The 15,485-nt window shown below is 53.5% G+C and carries 9 protein-coding genes; 7 read left to right on the top strand and 2 right to left on the bottom strand.

Going from position 1 to position 15,485, the window contains the following annotated elements:
* Positions 1-16: 16 nt before the first annotated feature.
* The 3 genes from hypF to ACNT1W_RS14365 all read left to right on the top strand — a co-directional run bounded on the left by hypF (position 17) and on the right by ACNT1W_RS14365 (position 4,221).
* Positions 17-2,314 (top strand): carbamoyltransferase HypF, encoded by a 2,298-nt coding sequence (gene hypF / locus ACNT1W_RS14375; RefSeq protein WP_419245753.1) that lies wholly within the window; start codon positions 17-19, stop codon positions 2,312-2,314.
* Position 2,315: 1 nt separating this feature from the next.
* On the top strand, positions 2,316-3,347 hold the full coding sequence (locus tag ACNT1W_RS14370; RefSeq protein WP_017892844.1) for a HoxN/HupN/NixA family nickel/cobalt transporter: 1,032 nt from the start codon (positions 2,316-2,318) through the stop codon (positions 3,345-3,347).
* Positions 3,348-3,714: 367 nt separating this feature from the next.
* Positions 3,715-4,221, top strand: a complete 507-nt coding sequence (locus ACNT1W_RS14365; protein ID WP_419245752.1) for a hypothetical protein — start codon at positions 3,715-3,717, stop codon at positions 4,219-4,221.
* Positions 4,222-4,297: 76 nt separating this feature from the next.
* On the opposite strand, the gene ACNT1W_RS14360 is transcribed toward ACNT1W_RS14365, so the two are convergent.
* The gene (locus ACNT1W_RS14360) at positions 4,298-6,172 is read right to left on the bottom strand and encodes a diguanylate cyclase domain-containing protein (protein ID WP_419245751.1); all 1,875 of its coding nucleotides are present in this window, start codon (positions 6,170-6,172) and stop codon (positions 4,298-4,300) included.
* A gap of 610 nt (positions 6,173-6,782) precedes the next feature.
* Between ACNT1W_RS14360 and ACNT1W_RS14355 the strand changes: the two genes are divergently transcribed.
* From ACNT1W_RS14355 to ACNT1W_RS14345, 3 genes are all read left to right on the top strand, one after another.
* Positions 6,783-8,174: a diaminobutyrate--2-oxoglutarate transaminase gene (locus ACNT1W_RS14355; protein WP_017892840.1), complete on the top strand. Its 1,392-nt coding sequence runs from the start codon at positions 6,783-6,785 to the stop codon at positions 8,172-8,174.
* A gap of 5 nt (positions 8,175-8,179) precedes the next feature.
* Entirely contained in the window at positions 8,180-9,652 is a 1,473-nt protein-coding gene (locus tag ACNT1W_RS14350) for a pyridoxal phosphate-dependent decarboxylase family protein (protein WP_112364129.1), read from the top strand.
* A 101-nt stretch (positions 9,653-9,753) separates the two neighbouring features.
* Positions 9,754-10,674 (top strand): LysR family transcriptional regulator, encoded by a 921-nt coding sequence (locus ACNT1W_RS14345; protein ID WP_115184669.1) that lies wholly within the window; start codon positions 9,754-9,756, stop codon positions 10,672-10,674.
* Positions 10,675-10,947: 273 nt separating this feature from the next.
* Here ACNT1W_RS14345 and ACNT1W_RS14340 read toward each other — a convergent pair whose 3' ends face one another.
* On the bottom strand, positions 10,948-12,465 hold the full coding sequence (locus ACNT1W_RS14340) for an alpha/beta hydrolase (protein ID WP_419245750.1): 1,518 nt from the start codon (positions 12,463-12,465) through the stop codon (positions 10,948-10,950).
* Positions 12,466-12,862: 397 nt separating this feature from the next.
* On the opposite strand from ACNT1W_RS14340, the gene ACNT1W_RS14335 reads away from it, so the two are divergent.
* Positions 12,863-15,298: a glucose/quinate/shikimate family membrane-bound PQQ-dependent dehydrogenase gene (locus ACNT1W_RS14335; protein WP_419245749.1), complete on the top strand. Its 2,436-nt coding sequence runs from the start codon at positions 12,863-12,865 to the stop codon at positions 15,296-15,298.
* The last annotated feature ends 187 nt before the right edge of the window (positions 15,299-15,485 follow it).

The raw sequence follows: 15,485 nt of genomic DNA, 5'->3' as shown, positions 1-15,485 counted from the left end.
CAGAGAGTAATAAAAAGTGTCCCATTCAGGATTACTGCTGCGCATCAGCGGCAAGGTACAGGGCGTCGGCTTCCGGCCTTTTGTCTGGCAACTGGCCGAACAGCTCAACCTGCGTGGTGAAGTCTGGAACGACAGCGCCGGGGTGGAAATTCGCCTGGTGCAACCTGTCGATCTTGAGATACTCCTGCACGTATTACATCACCAGGCGCCGCCGTTGGCACAAATCGAACGCATTCAGCAGCGCTCGTTTACCTGGTTGCAAGCCCCCACCGATTTCAGTATCCGCCCCAGCCAAAGTGGCGCCATGGCAACCCAGATCGTGCCGGATGCCGCGACCTGCCCACAGTGTTTGCGGGAAATGAACGATCCGCAGGATCGGCGTTACCGTTATCCCTTTATCAACTGCACCCATTGCGGCCCGCGCTTTACCATTATTCGCGCCATGCCATACGATCGCCCGGCAACCAGCATGGCGCCCTTCACTCTCTGTCCGCACTGCGCCTGGGAATACCATTCTGCGCAGGACCGACGTTTTCATGCCCAACCGGTGGCCTGTAGCGATTGCGGCCCACAGCTGTTTAGCTGTCTGGCGCCAGGGCAGCCGCAGCATCAGGGGGATGAAGCGTTGCAACAGGCCGTTGCTGCGTTGGCTGCCGGGCAGATTGTGGCGATCAAAGGCCTGGGCGGTTTTCACCTGGCCTGCGACGCCACCAACACTCAGGCCGTCGAACGGCTGCGCCTGCGTAAACGGCGGCCGGGCAAACCACTGGCGGTGATGCTGCCGGATGCCGGCTGGCTGGTACGCTGCGTAAGTGGCGTTAGCCTGGCGCAATTACAGGCATTGTTAACTTCACCCGCCGCGCCTGTGGTGCTGGTCCCCCAATCCCCTTACTCGCCGCTGTCTGCCGCCGTGGCTCCGGGGTTGGATGAAGTCGGCCTGATGTTGCCTGCCAACCCGATTCAACATTTATTGATGCAGGCGATACAGCGCCCCCTGGTGATGACCTCAGGCAATGCCGCTGGCCGTGCTCCGGCGTTAACCAATGAGCAGGCATTGGCTGATTTGGTCGACATTGCCGATCTGTGGCTAATGCACGATCGCGAGATCTTGCAACGCGCAGACGACTCGCTGGTGCGTTTGCTCCCCAAAGGCCATGAAATGCTGCGCCGAGCGCGCGGGTTCGTTCCCGACGCCCTGCCGCTACCGCCCGGTTTCCCTGCTCAGCAGGCATTGTTGGCGGTAGGCGGCGATCGCAAAAATACCTTTTGCCTGGTTCAGGGAAATCAGGCCCTGCTCGGCCCGCACTTTGGCGATTTGGAGCAAGAGGATATTCAGCAACAGTGGCAACAGGCCATCAGGCACTTCACCGGGTTATACCATTGCCAGCCGCAGCGGCTGGCCAGCGATGCCCATCCCGGTTATGTCAGCCACCAATGGGCGGCCCGGCAGTCACTGCCGGTGACCCCGGTGCTGCATCATCATGCGCATCTGGCTGCTTGCCTGGCCGAGCACCGTTGGCCACTGGAAGGCGGTGCCGTGATCGGCCTGGCGCTGGATGGTCTCGGTTATGGTCAGGGCGGCGCTCTGTGGGGTGGCGAGTGTCTGCTGGTTGATTACCGCCGCTGTCGTCATCTGGGGGGATTGCCCGCGGTGGCGCTGCCAGGTGGCGATCTTGCGGCTCAGCAACCCTGGCGCAATCAGTTGGCGCACTTCGCGCGCTTCGTACCGGACTGGCAAAGCTACCCTCAGGCCGAACGGCTGTTGGCTTCCCCATGGCGACCGTTGCTGCAAGCGATTAAGGCCGGTATTAATACCCCGCTGGCCTCCTCCTGTGGCCGCTTGTTTGACGCCGCCGCTGCCGCCCTGGGCTGTGCTCCGACACAACAAAGTTGGGAAGGCGAAGCGGCCAGCCGGTTTGAAGCGCTGGCGCACCAAAGTGGGCCTTGCCCACACCCCGTGACATTGTCACTGACAGGCGAGCAATTTGATCTTGCCGCGTTCTGGCAACGCTGGCTGGCCTGGCAAGCGCCTGCCTCGCAACAGGCCTGGGCCTTTCACGATGCGCTGGCGCAGGGTTTTGCCAGTCTGGCCAAGCATTTTGCCCTGCAGTATGGCATTGGCCATGTGGCGTTGAGCGGCGGCGTGCTGCATAACCGCCTGCTGCGTCAACGCCTGCAGCACCATCTGGCCCCTTTGCAGATACTGCTGCCACAGCAACTGCCTGCAGGTGATGGCGGGCTGGCGCTGGGCCAGGCGCTGGTCGCTTGCGCCCAACATTCTCCGGCTTCTTCTTCCACCTTTGACAGGACCTGACATGGTAAACCGCGAGTTTTTCCGCACCCATACCCGCGCCTTTTGGCTATTACTGGCGCTGGTGGCGCTAAACCTGTTGGCCTGGGGAGCGGCTTTTGCCGCATTCCATCACTACCCGGCGTTAATCGCTGCCGCTTTGCTGGCTTATGGCTACGGGCTGCGTCATGCGGTAGATGCCGATCATATCGCCGCTATTGATAACGTCACCCGCAAACTGATGCAGCAAGGCCAGCGCCCGGTTTCCGTCGGCGCATTCTTCTCTTTGGGCCACTCCAGCATTGTGATCCTGGCCTGCATCGCCATTGCCGCCACTTCATTGGCATTTGGCGATCGTATTGGCTGGCTGCATCAGTACGGCGCGACACTGGGCACGCTGATCTCCTCGCTGTTCCTGTTGGCCATGGCGCTGTTGAACTGGCTGATTTTCCGAGACGTTTACCGAATTTTCCGCCAGGTGAAACGCGGGGAAAAACTGGTGGAACAAGATGTGGCCCTGCTGGTTAACGGGAGCGGCGGCGTGATGACACGTCTGTATCGCTTCGCTTTTAATCTGGTGAATAAAAGCTGGCATATGTATCTGGTCGGCTTTTTATTTGGCCTGGGTTTTGACACCGCCACCGAAGTCGGCCTGTTGGGCATCTCCGCAGCCGGTGCCACTTCCGGCCTGTCGGTCTGGTCGATTATGCTGTTCCCGTTGCTGTTCGCCAGCGGCATGGCGTTGATAGACTCGCTGGATAATTTTGTGATGGTCGGCGCTTATGGCTGGGCCTTCAATAAACCGATCCGCAAGCTGTATTACAACATGACCATTACCGCCACCAGCGTGGCTATTGCACTGGTGATCGGTGGCCTGGAAGGTTTGGGGTTGTTGGTCGACAAACTTGGGTTACAAGGCGGGCTGTGGCGCGGTGTTGAAGTCCTCAATGACCATATGGGCAGCGTGGGTTACGCCGCTATCGCATTATTTGTGGTGCTGTGGGCGTTGTCCGCGCTGAATTACCGCCGCAAAAACTATGACTCGCTGACCCTCTAGTCCCCTTACCGGCAGCCACCGAGGCTGCCGGTAAAAAACACTGCATTGGTTATTAAATCCTTTCAGTTAATATTATAACCCAGGATATTAATCAACCCGCTCCGCATATTATCTTTATCAACCAATAACAATGAGTTATTTAAATAACCAAAAATTACAATAAAAAACACTTAAGAAAAAGCGACGTATCATTGCAATTCAGACTATGTTTATTAATGTTGTAATTCGCGCTCGAATAAATAAAACTAAAGTTAGTCGCCATCTTTGTTAGCCATTAATATTCCAGTTTAAAACAGCATTCGCATGTTACTCGCCACGTCCGAGCCACAGGCAATATCCGATCCTAACTTATTATACAGGTGATATTATGTCCATTGATAAAACACAGACGACTAATGCCATCAATGCGGCGTTAGAAGAACTTCACTCCGCAATAAGAATCGCTAATTTAAACTCTGATAAAACTACTGACGGGTCAATCGGCTGCGTCCCTTTTGCAGGAGCCGTTTATGAAAAGGCCGGAGGAAAAGACACGGATAAAATGTACAGAATCAACGTCAATAACCTGACCGGAGACGAACTTAAAAAATATAAGAATGGCGATCTGGTTAATATACTGCTCAACTACAATGACTGGGATTACACTCACGCATGCTGCATTTATTTCTCTTCAGACACCTCTTATGTTATTCAGACCTACCTTAACCACACCGTACGCATCGTCACCTCATTTGAACACGCTGTTTTAAATCAACGTTGGCATCAATACGCAGAGACCAAAGGCGGCAATGCCGACGTCTTTAATTCGCTTTTTTCAGTAAAACCAGTGAACCTGCCCAATGTGGTCGAGGTTATTATCACTGAATTGCTTTGACGAGGCTTGGCACATTGATTGCCTTTAACGGCAGCCCAGCTCTCCTTGGTTGGGCTGCCACCAGCGCAGGCTCGCATTAACGGATGGCATAGGTCCCTTTGCCGGCGGATTTGGCCTGATACATGGCATCGTCTGCTTTGGTCAGCAGGGCTTCGGCGCTCATATCGTCGCCAGAAGTAATGGCTGCACCGATACTGGCAGAGAGTCTCACGTTTTGATTACCGACCCGTTCCGTTGCCGCCAACCTGGCCAACACACTCTCGCAAAACGCGCTGACCTGCAGCTGCGGATGCGCCAAAGGCCAGAGGATGACAGTAAACTCATCGCCGGCGAGGCGCGAAACGCTGTGCTGAGGCCCGGCACAGACACTGAGCAATTCGGCGAAGGTTTTCAGGATAAGATCGCCGAAATCATGGCCAAAACTGTCGTTAAGCGTTTTGAAACCATCAAGATCGATAAACAGCAACGCCATCTGCTGTTGTGGGCAACAAGCCTGCAGCGTCGCGCCTAACCGGAGCAAGAAAGCCCGCCGATTGGTTAACCCGGTCAGTATGTCATGAGAAACGTCGTACTCTAACCGCCGCTGCAAACGTTTAAGCTCGGTAATATCCATGGAGAGAATATAAAAGCCCCGGGTTTCGCTGGGTACCAGGGTGTTATGAATGATCGCTGTCCCCTGGCGCGTTTGCAGTTCGTTCTCAAAACTGACGGTTTCCCCCTTTAACGCCCGCTCGATCATAGGCTTGGCTGCGGCATAAGCCTCGTCGCCCATAAATGCCTGTACGGTCATCGCGCTGAGGTGAGATTCATCCAGACCGAACCAGCTTTTGTAGGCGCTGTTGGCAAACAGATAACGCTCATTGGCGTCGATCTGACTGATCAAGGCCGGCATATTATCGGTAATGGCCCGCAGGCGTTCTTTTTCACTACTCAGTTGCAGCTCGGTGAGTGCCCGATTGGCAATCTCGTGATTGAGTTTATTAACGGCAAAATTCAACTCACGGGTACGTGTCACTACCCTGTCTTCGAGCTCATGTTGCAGAGTGTAGAGGTCGGCCTCTGCCGCTTTGCGCTCGCTGATATCGACAATAACCGAGATAAAATGATGGGGCTCACCATTGGGCAGACGATTAAGCGACACGGTAAGCTGAACCCAAATCCTTGAGCCATCAGCGCGGATATAGCGCTTTTCCATCGAATAGGTGTCTATTTCATTGGCCAATAACTGTTGCAGCAGCCCGAGGTCGTTGTGCAGGTCTTCGCGATAGGTGATGTCCTGGAAGGTACGTTCCAGCAATGCCCGTTCAGAGTACTGCAACATTTCACAGAGCCGCGGATTCACCCGTAGCCAATATCCCTCTAATGAGACCAGGGCCATGCCCACTGCCGCTTGTGAAAAGGTCTGTTCAAATAAGGCTTCGCTACGTTGCAGGTTTGATTTCAGAGCCTCGGTATAAATATCACGCTCAATACTGTGTAAATACTCTTCGATAACGGCGGCAAAATCGCGTAAATCATGCACCATCTCTGAAGAGAACGCCTGTGGGTGACCGTCGATAATGCACAGAGTACCCAGCGGCAGACCATCCAGTGACAACAAGGGTTGCCCGGCATAAAAACCGATTTTTGGCCCACCGGTGACCAAGGGGTTGTCGAAGAAACGTGGATCGGCCGCGGTATCCGGCACCACCAACGCATCACGTTGCAAAATGGCGTGTCCGCAAAACGAAATATTGCGTGGCGATTCCCGTGCCTCCAAACCCGAGCGAGAAAGGAACCATTGGCGCTCACGATCGATCAAGGAAATCAGGGCAATACTGACGCCAAAATATTTGGCGGCCAGGCGCGTGACCCGGTCTAATTTCTCTACCGAATTCGTGTCCAGTACGTTGAGTGAATGCAGAACCGACAGCCGTTCGGTTTCATTTTCTGGAAAACAGGGTTCGTACATAGGTTGCTCCGGCTTATCCTTTCTGGGCGATGCTGATTCACAACCTGCATGGCTAGCCGTTACCTTTAATGGCTTAACACCGCACCGTAAATGACTTATTTCATTCAGCTTAGACGGTTCTGCTGGTTTTACTGACCCTTGGGAGGAATTAATCATGCCGACTAAACGTCAATAAAACCCTCGATATTTAAGTTCAACGACCATAGACCCTGCTTTCCTTCTGGGTATGCCAGCCTTAAGTCGGTTAATTTCTAAGCAACGATTTATTTATAATAAGTTGTTGCTTAAAAAACACCCAGGCGTCAATCCGACGACAATCAGAAAATTGTCAGCAAAATAAATGCATTGGGCCAGTACCCCTACTTTTATTGCGGTAGCATTACGTGCCTTGTCAACTCCCCTGTCACGGCCATACGGCAGGATTATTGGCCAATAAACCAGCAATTTATTGTTTTTAATAGAAAAAACATTAAATTTCATGCGACTAAATAACTATTGAGCCGGGGGGTAAAAAGCCATATATTGGGCGCGTTTTTTCACGGTAGTTACTTATTCATTTTAATAATTCAACTAGGGCGTTACTGATACCCCCAGTTGTAGGAGAGATATGATGACGGATAAAGTCCGTATTGATAATTTCGGTGTGAATTTAGAAAATGTAAACAACGAAACATATTTGGCGAGACAAGCCGAATTTGAATCGAATGTCAGGAGTTACCCCCGTAAATTGCCGTTGGCAATTGCGAAAGCCCAAGGCGTGTGGATCACCGATGTTGAGAATAATCAATATCTTGATTGCCTGGCTGGTGCGGGTACGCTGGCTCTGGGTCATAACCATCCTGACATCCTCCAAAGCATCCAAAATGTCATTACCAGCGGCTTGCCGTTACATACCCTCGATCTTACAACGCCGTTGAAAGATCAGTTCTCAGCTTATTTGCTCTCTTTATTGCCAGGACAGGGCCAGGAATACTGCCTGCAGTTCTGTGGCCCTTCGGGCGCAGACGCGGTTGAAGCCGCTCTGAAACTGGCGAAAAAGCACACCGGCCGTTCTGGCGTGATCAGCTTCTCCGGCGGCTATCATGGCATGACTCATGGCGCACTGGCGGTTACAGGCAACCTGTCACCGAAAGAAGCGATTAACGGCATGATGCCGGAAGTCCAGTTTATGCCTTACCCGCATGAGTACCGCTGCCCGCTGGGTATCGGCGGCGAAGCCGGCGTTAAAGCACTGACTTACTATTTTGAAAACCTGATTAATGACGTCGAAAGCGGCGTGCGCAAACCTGCGGCAGTCATCCTGGAAGCGGTTCAGGGTGAAGGCGGCGTCAACCCGGCTCCGGTCGAATGGTTGCAGCGCATTCGCAAGGTCACTCAGGAACACGGCATTCTGCTGATTATCGACGAAGTTCAGGCCGGCTTTGCCCGTACGGGTAAACTGTTCGCCTTCGAACATGCCGGTATTGAGCCGGACATCATCGTGATGTCCAAAGCGGTGGGCGGCGGCTTGCCGTTGGCCGTTCTGGGTATCAAGAAAGAATTTGACGCCTGGGAACCTGGCCACCATACCGGCACCTTCCGCGGTAACCAACTGGCGATGGCCACCGGCCTGACTACCCTGCAGCATCTTAAAGACCACAACGTGGCCGCTAAGGTCGCCGCACAAGGCGAATGGCTGAAAGCCAAACTGGCCGAGCTGCAAAAACGTTATCCGGCCATTGGCCACGTGCGCGGCCTGGGCTTGATGATCGGCATGGAAATCGTTAAACCAGGTGAAGCCCAGGATCATATGGGTTGTTACCCGGCGGACCCGCAATTGTCTGCCCTGCTGCAGAAGAAATGTTTCGAAGCCGGGTTGATCCTGGAGCGTGGCGGCCGTAACGGCAACGTACTGCGTCTGCTGCCTTCGCTGTTGATCACCAACGACGAACTGGGCATTTTCCTGGATAAATTTGAACAGGCCCTGTTAGCCGCCGGCGTCAAGCCTGTAGGTATGGAGTGAATTCGATGTCCCGGTTAAACCCGATTCTGGCCGCTTCGGCGCAAAGCACCGAAGCCTACCAGCAAGCGATCGAGCAAAGCAGCCAGGCGGTAGTGCAGTGGCTGCAACAACCCGAGATGTATCAGGGGAAAACCGTTGCCGAATTGCGTGAACGCATTACGCTTGATTTTAATCCGCAGGGCCTGGGCAACCAGGCGGCGATCGAACGCGCGATTGAGTACTTTTTAAAAGACAGCCTGTCGGTACATCACCCACAGTGCGTCGCGCATTTGCATTGCCCAAGCCTGGTGATTAGCCAGGCCGCGGAAGTGCTGATCAACGCCACCAACCAGAGCATGGACTCCTGGGATCAAAGCCCGTCAGCCACCATCATCGAGATGAAGCTGATCGAGTGGTTGCGTACCCAGGTCGGTTATCAGCCTGGCGATGCGGGCGTGTTCACCAGCGGCGGTACCCAGAGCAATCTGATGGGCCTGATGCTGGCACGCGATGCCTTCTTCGCCAAACAGGGCCACTCTGTGCAACAGGATGGCCTGGTCGGTAACCTGCGCAAGATTAAAGTCTTATGTTCTGAGAATGCCCATTTCTCGGTGCAAAAGAACATGGCGTTGCTCGGTCTGGGTTATCAATCCGTGACGCTGGTGAAAACCGATCAATTCGCACGAATGGATGTGAACGACCTGGCCGAAAAACTGGCGCAAGCCCAGGCCAATGGCGAACAGATCCTGGCGATCGTTGCCACCGCAGGCACCACCGATGCCGGAGCTATCGACCCGCTGCGTGCGATTGCGCAGTTGGCGGCAGAACACCAGATCTGGGTGCATGTTGATGCGGCATGGGGTGGCGCGTTGCTGCTTTCCGAGAAGTACCGTGACTATCTGGACGGCATTGAATTAGTGGATTCCATTACCCTGGACTTCCATAAACAATTCTTCCAGACCATCAGTTGCGGCGCCTTCTTGCTGAAAGAAGCCCGTCACTATGAGCTGATGCGCTATCAGGCGGCTTACCTGAACTCCGAATTCGACGAAGCTCAGGGCGTGCCTAACCTGGTGTCCAAATCCTTGCAGACCACCCGCCGTTTTGACGCGTTAAAACTGTGGATGGGGCTGGAGGCATTAGGGCAACAGCAATATGCTGCGATCATCGATCACGGCGTGACGCTGGCGCAACAGGTTGCTCACTATATCGGCGACCAACCGGCGCTGGAACTGGTGATGCAGCCACAGTTGGCCAGCGTGCTGTTCCGCTACCGTCCGCAGTCATTAGCCACCAGCAGCGATGCCGCAGTAGCACTGCTGAACCAGCGAATTGGTGATGCATTGCTCGAGTCAGGACGTGCCAACGTTGGGGTGACCGAATTTAATGGCGTAACCTGCCTGAAAATGACGTTGTTAAACCCAACGGTCAGCCTGGACGATATCAAAGTCCTGCTGGCACTGGTGGAAAAAACCGCGCAGCAGTTGCCTGCCGCCTAATCCACCTGCCCTGACCGGCAGCCAAAAGCCGATAACCTTTACGGGTTATCGGCTTTTTTGCACCAGACGCCTTCCCTTATTGCCTGCTCAGGATGCCCGACATGACAGATCCCGATCTTAATTTACTGATTGCTCTCGATGCCCTGCTTTCCCTGGGCAGCGTCGCAGGTGCTGCCCGCCGTCTTAAATTAAGCGCTTCGGCAATGAGCCGCACGCTTAGCCGCCTGCGAGCGGTCACCGGCGATCCCTTATTGGTGCGCGCTGGTCGCAAAATGGTGTTGACGCCCTATGCCGAAGAAATACGCGAACGCACGCAAAACGCCGTGTTTGAAGCCCGTGCGGTATTGCGCCCCTCGGTGTCAGAACTGAATTTAGCTACTCTGGAACGCACCTTTACCCTGCGCGCCAACGAGGGTTTTGTCGAAGCCTTTGGCGCCGTGCTGATCGCAGCAGCCGCAAAGGAAGCCCCTTTGGTACGCCTGTGTTTTGCCCCCAAGCCAGAGAAAAGCTCCACCCATTTACGCGAAGGATTGGTCGATCTTGAGATTGGCGTGCTGGGGGAAATGGGGCCGGAGATTCGATTACAGACCCTGTTCCGTGACCGATTTGTCGCGGTAGTCCGCAAAGGCCATCCGTTTGAGCAGCAGACCGAAATTACCGCCCAACAGTATGCCGCCTGTGGTCATGTGGTTGCCTCGCGCCGTGGGCTATTAACCGGGCCAGTAGACCAGGCGTTGGCCGAATTAGGACTGGAACGCAAGGTGGCCGCCGTGGTACCGAGTTTTCCCGCCGCGCTGGCGGTAGCTCAGGCCTCTGATTTAGTGGCATTGGTCCCCGCCTCTTTCCTGATCAACCAACCGGTCGGCACCACACTTTATGCATTTGAACTGCCGGTAAAAACACAGGGCATTACCGTTTCGCAAATGTGGCATCCACGTTTAGAAGCCGATCCAGCCCATCGTTGGCTGCGACAGTGGGTGTTAGGCGTGGTTAAACAGCGTTTCGCGACGATAAATGATTGAGTTGTACTGAAAATTATTCATCGGTGCCGGGGGGGATTATTGATTTATTACTTAAGAATAAAGCCAGATTTAATAGTGCCCACTATGCAGTACATTAAAACGATGACGCCCAATCAACCGAAGCACTGCATAGCGGAATACTAATAATAACGTAACAAATTAAAACATTTAACCTTATGTAACTAAATAAACCGAAAAGGCCCGATTAACGGGCCAGAAATATCAATAACACCAAATACAACCTGGTTTTTGTATATGAGTTGCTCATTAAAATTAGCAGCTTTTATTTACCCTGATTTTCCCAGGGTTAATAAAGTAATCAATAACCTCATCATCAACACATTGATTCAGTCCGGTAAGTGCGAGGGTATGTCCGTCCCCTTCTACCTTAATGATCGGAGCATTAAAATCTTTTGCCATCTTTTTGGCCCCCTCATAAGGGGTAGCCGGGTCAAAACGCTGTGCGACAAATAATAATGGCGGCAGTTTGGATGAGGCTACCGGCGTATGCGGCTGTAGCTTTCCTTTAAAGGGCCAGGTATCGCAAATATTACGTGGCCATTCTTGCTTGCCGGGATAGTTACTGAATGCCGAAGCCTCCTGCAATTTTTGCTCTTTTAACCGGCTCTTTTCCAGATCGCCACCCGGATTGGCGGAGTCCGCACAGGAAATGACCGTTAAATTGTCAGCTTCTTGATCTGCCTGGCTTTTATCGTCCAATTTCCTGTTATTACCAGGCATGCGGGCGGCTCTTGGCTGGGGGACCGCCTCCGTACTCAGGGTATTATCCAATGATGCCAGCGTTTTGAAGTCGAATTTTTCGCTATCGATAGAGCGCAACAGTTTTGCCAACGCAGGCCAATCCTCGGATGAATACAGGGTGCTGGTGGTAACGCGAACGATATTATCCGCGTTGACCTCCCCGCCGTTTTTATCAGTCAGCGCCAGTTCATCCACCTTTTTAAGTAACCCGTGATAGATCTCCGTGGAATTGGCTTTATTTAACTGACATTGGTTTTTTTTCTCACAATAGAGCGCAAACTGCTCAAAGGTTCTCTGGAACGACAGGGCCTGTTTGTAATCACTGGTGTAAGCATCCTCCGTGATGTCGACGACGCCGTCCAATACCATGGCTTGCACTTTATCCGGGAAGCGTTCTGCATATATTTGCGCCACCTGGGTACCGTAGGATAAGCCGATAATACTCAGTTTGTCTTCCCCCAGCACCGCCCGAAGCCTATCCACATCATTGACCGCTTCATCGGTACCCAGATGTTTTAATACATTAAGTCCGGTGTTAGTAATACAGCCTTTTACCCAATCGGCATTTTGTTGCTCAAGCGTCAGAGTATCAGGTTCAGCATCGGTATCATTATCCGGCTTTGCCGGGCAGGATATTTTGGGCCGGGACTGCCCTACACCGCGTGGGTCATAGCCAATAATATCGAAATTTTCATTTAACGTGTCCGCTTCGAAAGGAACTACTATCCCCGCCATTCCCGGGCCACCGGTAATAGACAGCAGGCTGCCCTGTTTTTCGCCGGTCGCGGGTAAACGCGTGACCGCTATTTTGACGGTTTCATTCTCTTCATCGCCCGCATAGGACAACGGGGCTTCCAGATAACCGCATTGCAGACGCTCGGGAATTTCTTGTCCGTCGAACCATGGATTAAATTGGCCATTATCACAGGATTGCCAATTTATCGGCTTAACCTGAGCTGGCCCCTCACTGGCAAAAGCCGCACAGGGGGAAAGCATGCCGACAATAAAAGCTATTTTCAACAACCTCACATCACCACCTCGGTCAGATAAAGCAGAATTAAGTCTGTAACTTGCTCACGACCTAGTTATATACCTAAACCATCAGCGGTAAATTTAAGAAACTAAATAAACGCGTGTTTTTTGATCGGCAGGCGAAGCTTGAACAGCATCCTACCCTCGGGATGGACTTCGGCTACCAGGCTCCCACCGTGTAGCTCACAGAGTTCCCCGCTGCATTTGTTGCAATTCGGGCTAATATTTACCGCAACAAGCAACATATCCTTAACCTCATAACGAATCAAATGGTACAATAGCGAAATCCCATCGTTTGATTTACGCTCTGCACCTTTATCCTGCCAGGGAACAGCAAGACCGCGATCACTCGAGGTAAACATGAAGAAAAACATTATCTTGGAGTCTGTCAGCCATGCCTGAATCAAATACCCGTCCGGGTATAAAACTTAAACTATGGTGTTGTTTATTGGGGATAATCCTGACCCTGGTCGGCTTATTCTTTGCCATTGCCGGCGGTAAATTAGTCTCGCTGGGGGGCAGCAGCTACTTCCTGGTTGCCGGTATCGTCACCCTGCTTGCCGCAGTGCAATTCTTCCGCCGTAAATCCTCCGCGGTAATGCTGTTCCTGCTGGTGTTTATCGGCACGCTGATTTGGTCGGTGTACGATGCCGGTTTCGATTTCTGGCCACTGGTTTCACGCTTAATGGTCCCTACCGGTTTGATGCTACTGGCCTTGCTTGGCTGGCCAACGCTGCGTAAATCGGAAGGCAAGGCACCGCTGGCGAAGCTGTCCTACCTGCTCAGCGCGGTACTGGCGGTTGGCATGGTTGGCACCTTTGTGCAGATGTTCCAGCCGCACCCTACCGTTGCTTTCAGCGGAAAACCCTTGCCGTTGATCCCGGTGGATAAAGCCAAACAGCAAAAAGACTGGGACAATTACGGCAACACCCCAGGCGGCAGCCGCTTTGTAGCGTTGGATCAAATCACCCGCGACAACGTGAAAGAGCTGAAAGTCGCCTGGACCTTCCACACTGGCGATACTCCACTAAGCCCGGACGGCAACGGTGCGGAAGATCAGCAAACGCCGCTGCAAATCGGCAACCGCGTCTTCCTGTGTACGCCGCATAACAATGTCATCGCCGTCGATGCCGACAGCGGTAAAGAAATTTGGCAGCGTGAGATCAACGCAAAATCTCAGGTCTGGAACCGTTGTCGCGGCCTGGCCTACTTTGATGTCACCAAGCCACTACCGGCTCCGACGGTGCCGGGTTCAACGCCGGCCATACCTGCTACTTTGGCGGCCGGTGACAGTTGCCAGCGCCGTATTCTGATGAACACCATCGACGCGCGCCTGGTGGCGATCAACGCCGATAACGGCGAGTTCTGTCAGAACTTTGGCAACCAGGGTGTGGTCGATCTTAAGGACGGTCTGGGCGATGCTGCAGATCCCAAATACCAACTGACCTCGGCCCCTACACTGGCCGGCACCACCATCGTGGTCGGCGGCCGCGTGGCCGATAACGTGCAAACCGATATGCCGGGCGGCGTACTGCGTGGTTTCGACGTGATCACCGGTGAAATGCGCTGGGCGTTCGACCCGGGTAATCAAGAGCCGAACTCGGCATTAAAACCGGGCCAGACCTTCGTGCGCAGTACGCCGAACTCCTGGGCGCCAATGTCCTATGACCCGGCAATGAACACCGTGTTCCTGCCCATGGGCAGCTCTTCGGTTGACCTGTGGGGCGCTAACCGCAACGCACTGGATCACAAATACGGCGCCTCTATCCTGGCGCTGGATGCCACCACCGGTAAAGAAAAATGGGTTTATCAAACCGTTCATAACGACCTGTGGGACTTCGATCTGCCCATGCAGCCGAGCCTGATCGATTTCCCAATGAAGGATGGCACCAGCAAGCCGGCGCTGGTGATTGGTGCCAAAACCGGGCAGCTCTTCGTGCTGGATCGCCATACCGGTAAACCTTTGACCGAAGTTAAAGAGCTGCCGGTGAAAACCCGCACCATCCCAGGCGAGCAATACTCGGCCACTCAACCCTTCTCTGTCGGCATGCCGCAGATCGGCAATCAAAAACTCACCGAATCCGACATGTGGGGGGCAACGCCGTTCGATCAACTGATGTGCCGCATCAGCTTTAAATCGATGCGTTATGACGGGCTGTTCACCGCTCCAGACACGGATATCTCGCTCAGCTTCCCCGGCTCGCTGGGTGGCATGAACTGGGGCGGCCTGTCGACCGATCCAAACAACCACTATATCTTTGCCAATGATATGCGTCTGGGTCTGTGGGTACAGATGATCCCGCAGAAAACCGATGCCAATGCCCCGGCCAGCAACGGCGGTGAGTCGGTCAACGCCGGGATGGGTGCCGTGCCGCTGAAAGGTACCCCTTACGGCGTGAACAAGAACCGCTTTATGTCACCGCTGGGCATTCCATGCCAGAAACCGCCTTTCGGCACCCTGTCCGCTATCGATCTGAAAACGCAGAAAGTGGTGTGGCAAGTCCCTGCCGGTACGGTGCAGGATACCGGGCCATTCGGCATTAAAATGCGCGCACCTATGCCGGTGGGCATGCCAACGCTGGGCGGCACGCTGGCGACTCAGGGCGGCCTGGTGTTCATTGCCGGCACTCAGGATTACTACCTGCGAGCATTTGACTCTTCCACCGGTGAAGAAGTCTGGAAAGCACGCTTGCCTGTCGGCAGCGGCGGCACGCCAATGAGCTATATTTCACCGGTCACCGGCAAACAATACATTGTGATCTCCGCCGGTGGCGCGCGCCAGTCGCCAGACCGTGGCGACTACGTTATTGCCTATGCGCTTGATAAATAAATCTTCCCATAAGCTATAATTAATCAGCCCCCGCTTAATCACGGGGGCTTTTTTATATCTGTCGGTATAACGGTTTAATGATATTTAACAGTGATAACCGCCGGAGAAAACAGGATGAGTTAAAAAACATCAATACAAGAGTATTCTTAATGTGTTACCCGAGATTATATCTCATTCTCTCTGGTGT

The organism is Serratia sp. NFX21 (genome assembly GCF_048517035.1).
Classification (GTDB): Bacteria; Pseudomonadota; Gammaproteobacteria; order Enterobacterales; family Enterobacteriaceae; genus Serratia; species Serratia quinivorans.
This window is presented reverse-complemented; position numbering and strand designations above follow the sequence as displayed.

Coding starts and splice junctions, on each gene's coding strand:
- ACNT1W_RS14370 (WP_017892844.1), top strand. CDS start 2,316: ATGGTAAACCGCGAGTTTTTCCGCACCCATACCCGCGCCTTTTGGCTA.
- ACNT1W_RS14365 (WP_419245752.1), top strand. CDS start 3,715: ATGTCCATTGATAAAACACAGACGACTAATGCCATCAATGCGGCGTTA.
- ACNT1W_RS14360 (WP_419245751.1), bottom strand. CDS start 6,172: ATGTACGAACCCTGTTTTCCAGAAAATGAAACCGAACGGCTGTCGGTT.
- ACNT1W_RS14355 (WP_017892840.1), top strand. CDS start 6,783: ATGACGGATAAAGTCCGTATTGATAATTTCGGTGTGAATTTAGAAAAT.
- ACNT1W_RS14350 (WP_112364129.1), top strand. CDS start 8,180: ATGTCCCGGTTAAACCCGATTCTGGCCGCTTCGGCGCAAAGCACCGAA.
- ACNT1W_RS14345 (WP_115184669.1), top strand. CDS start 9,754: ATGACAGATCCCGATCTTAATTTACTGATTGCTCTCGATGCCCTGCTT.
- ACNT1W_RS14335 (WP_419245749.1), top strand. CDS start 12,863: ATGCCTGAATCAAATACCCGTCCGGGTATAAAACTTAAACTATGGTGT.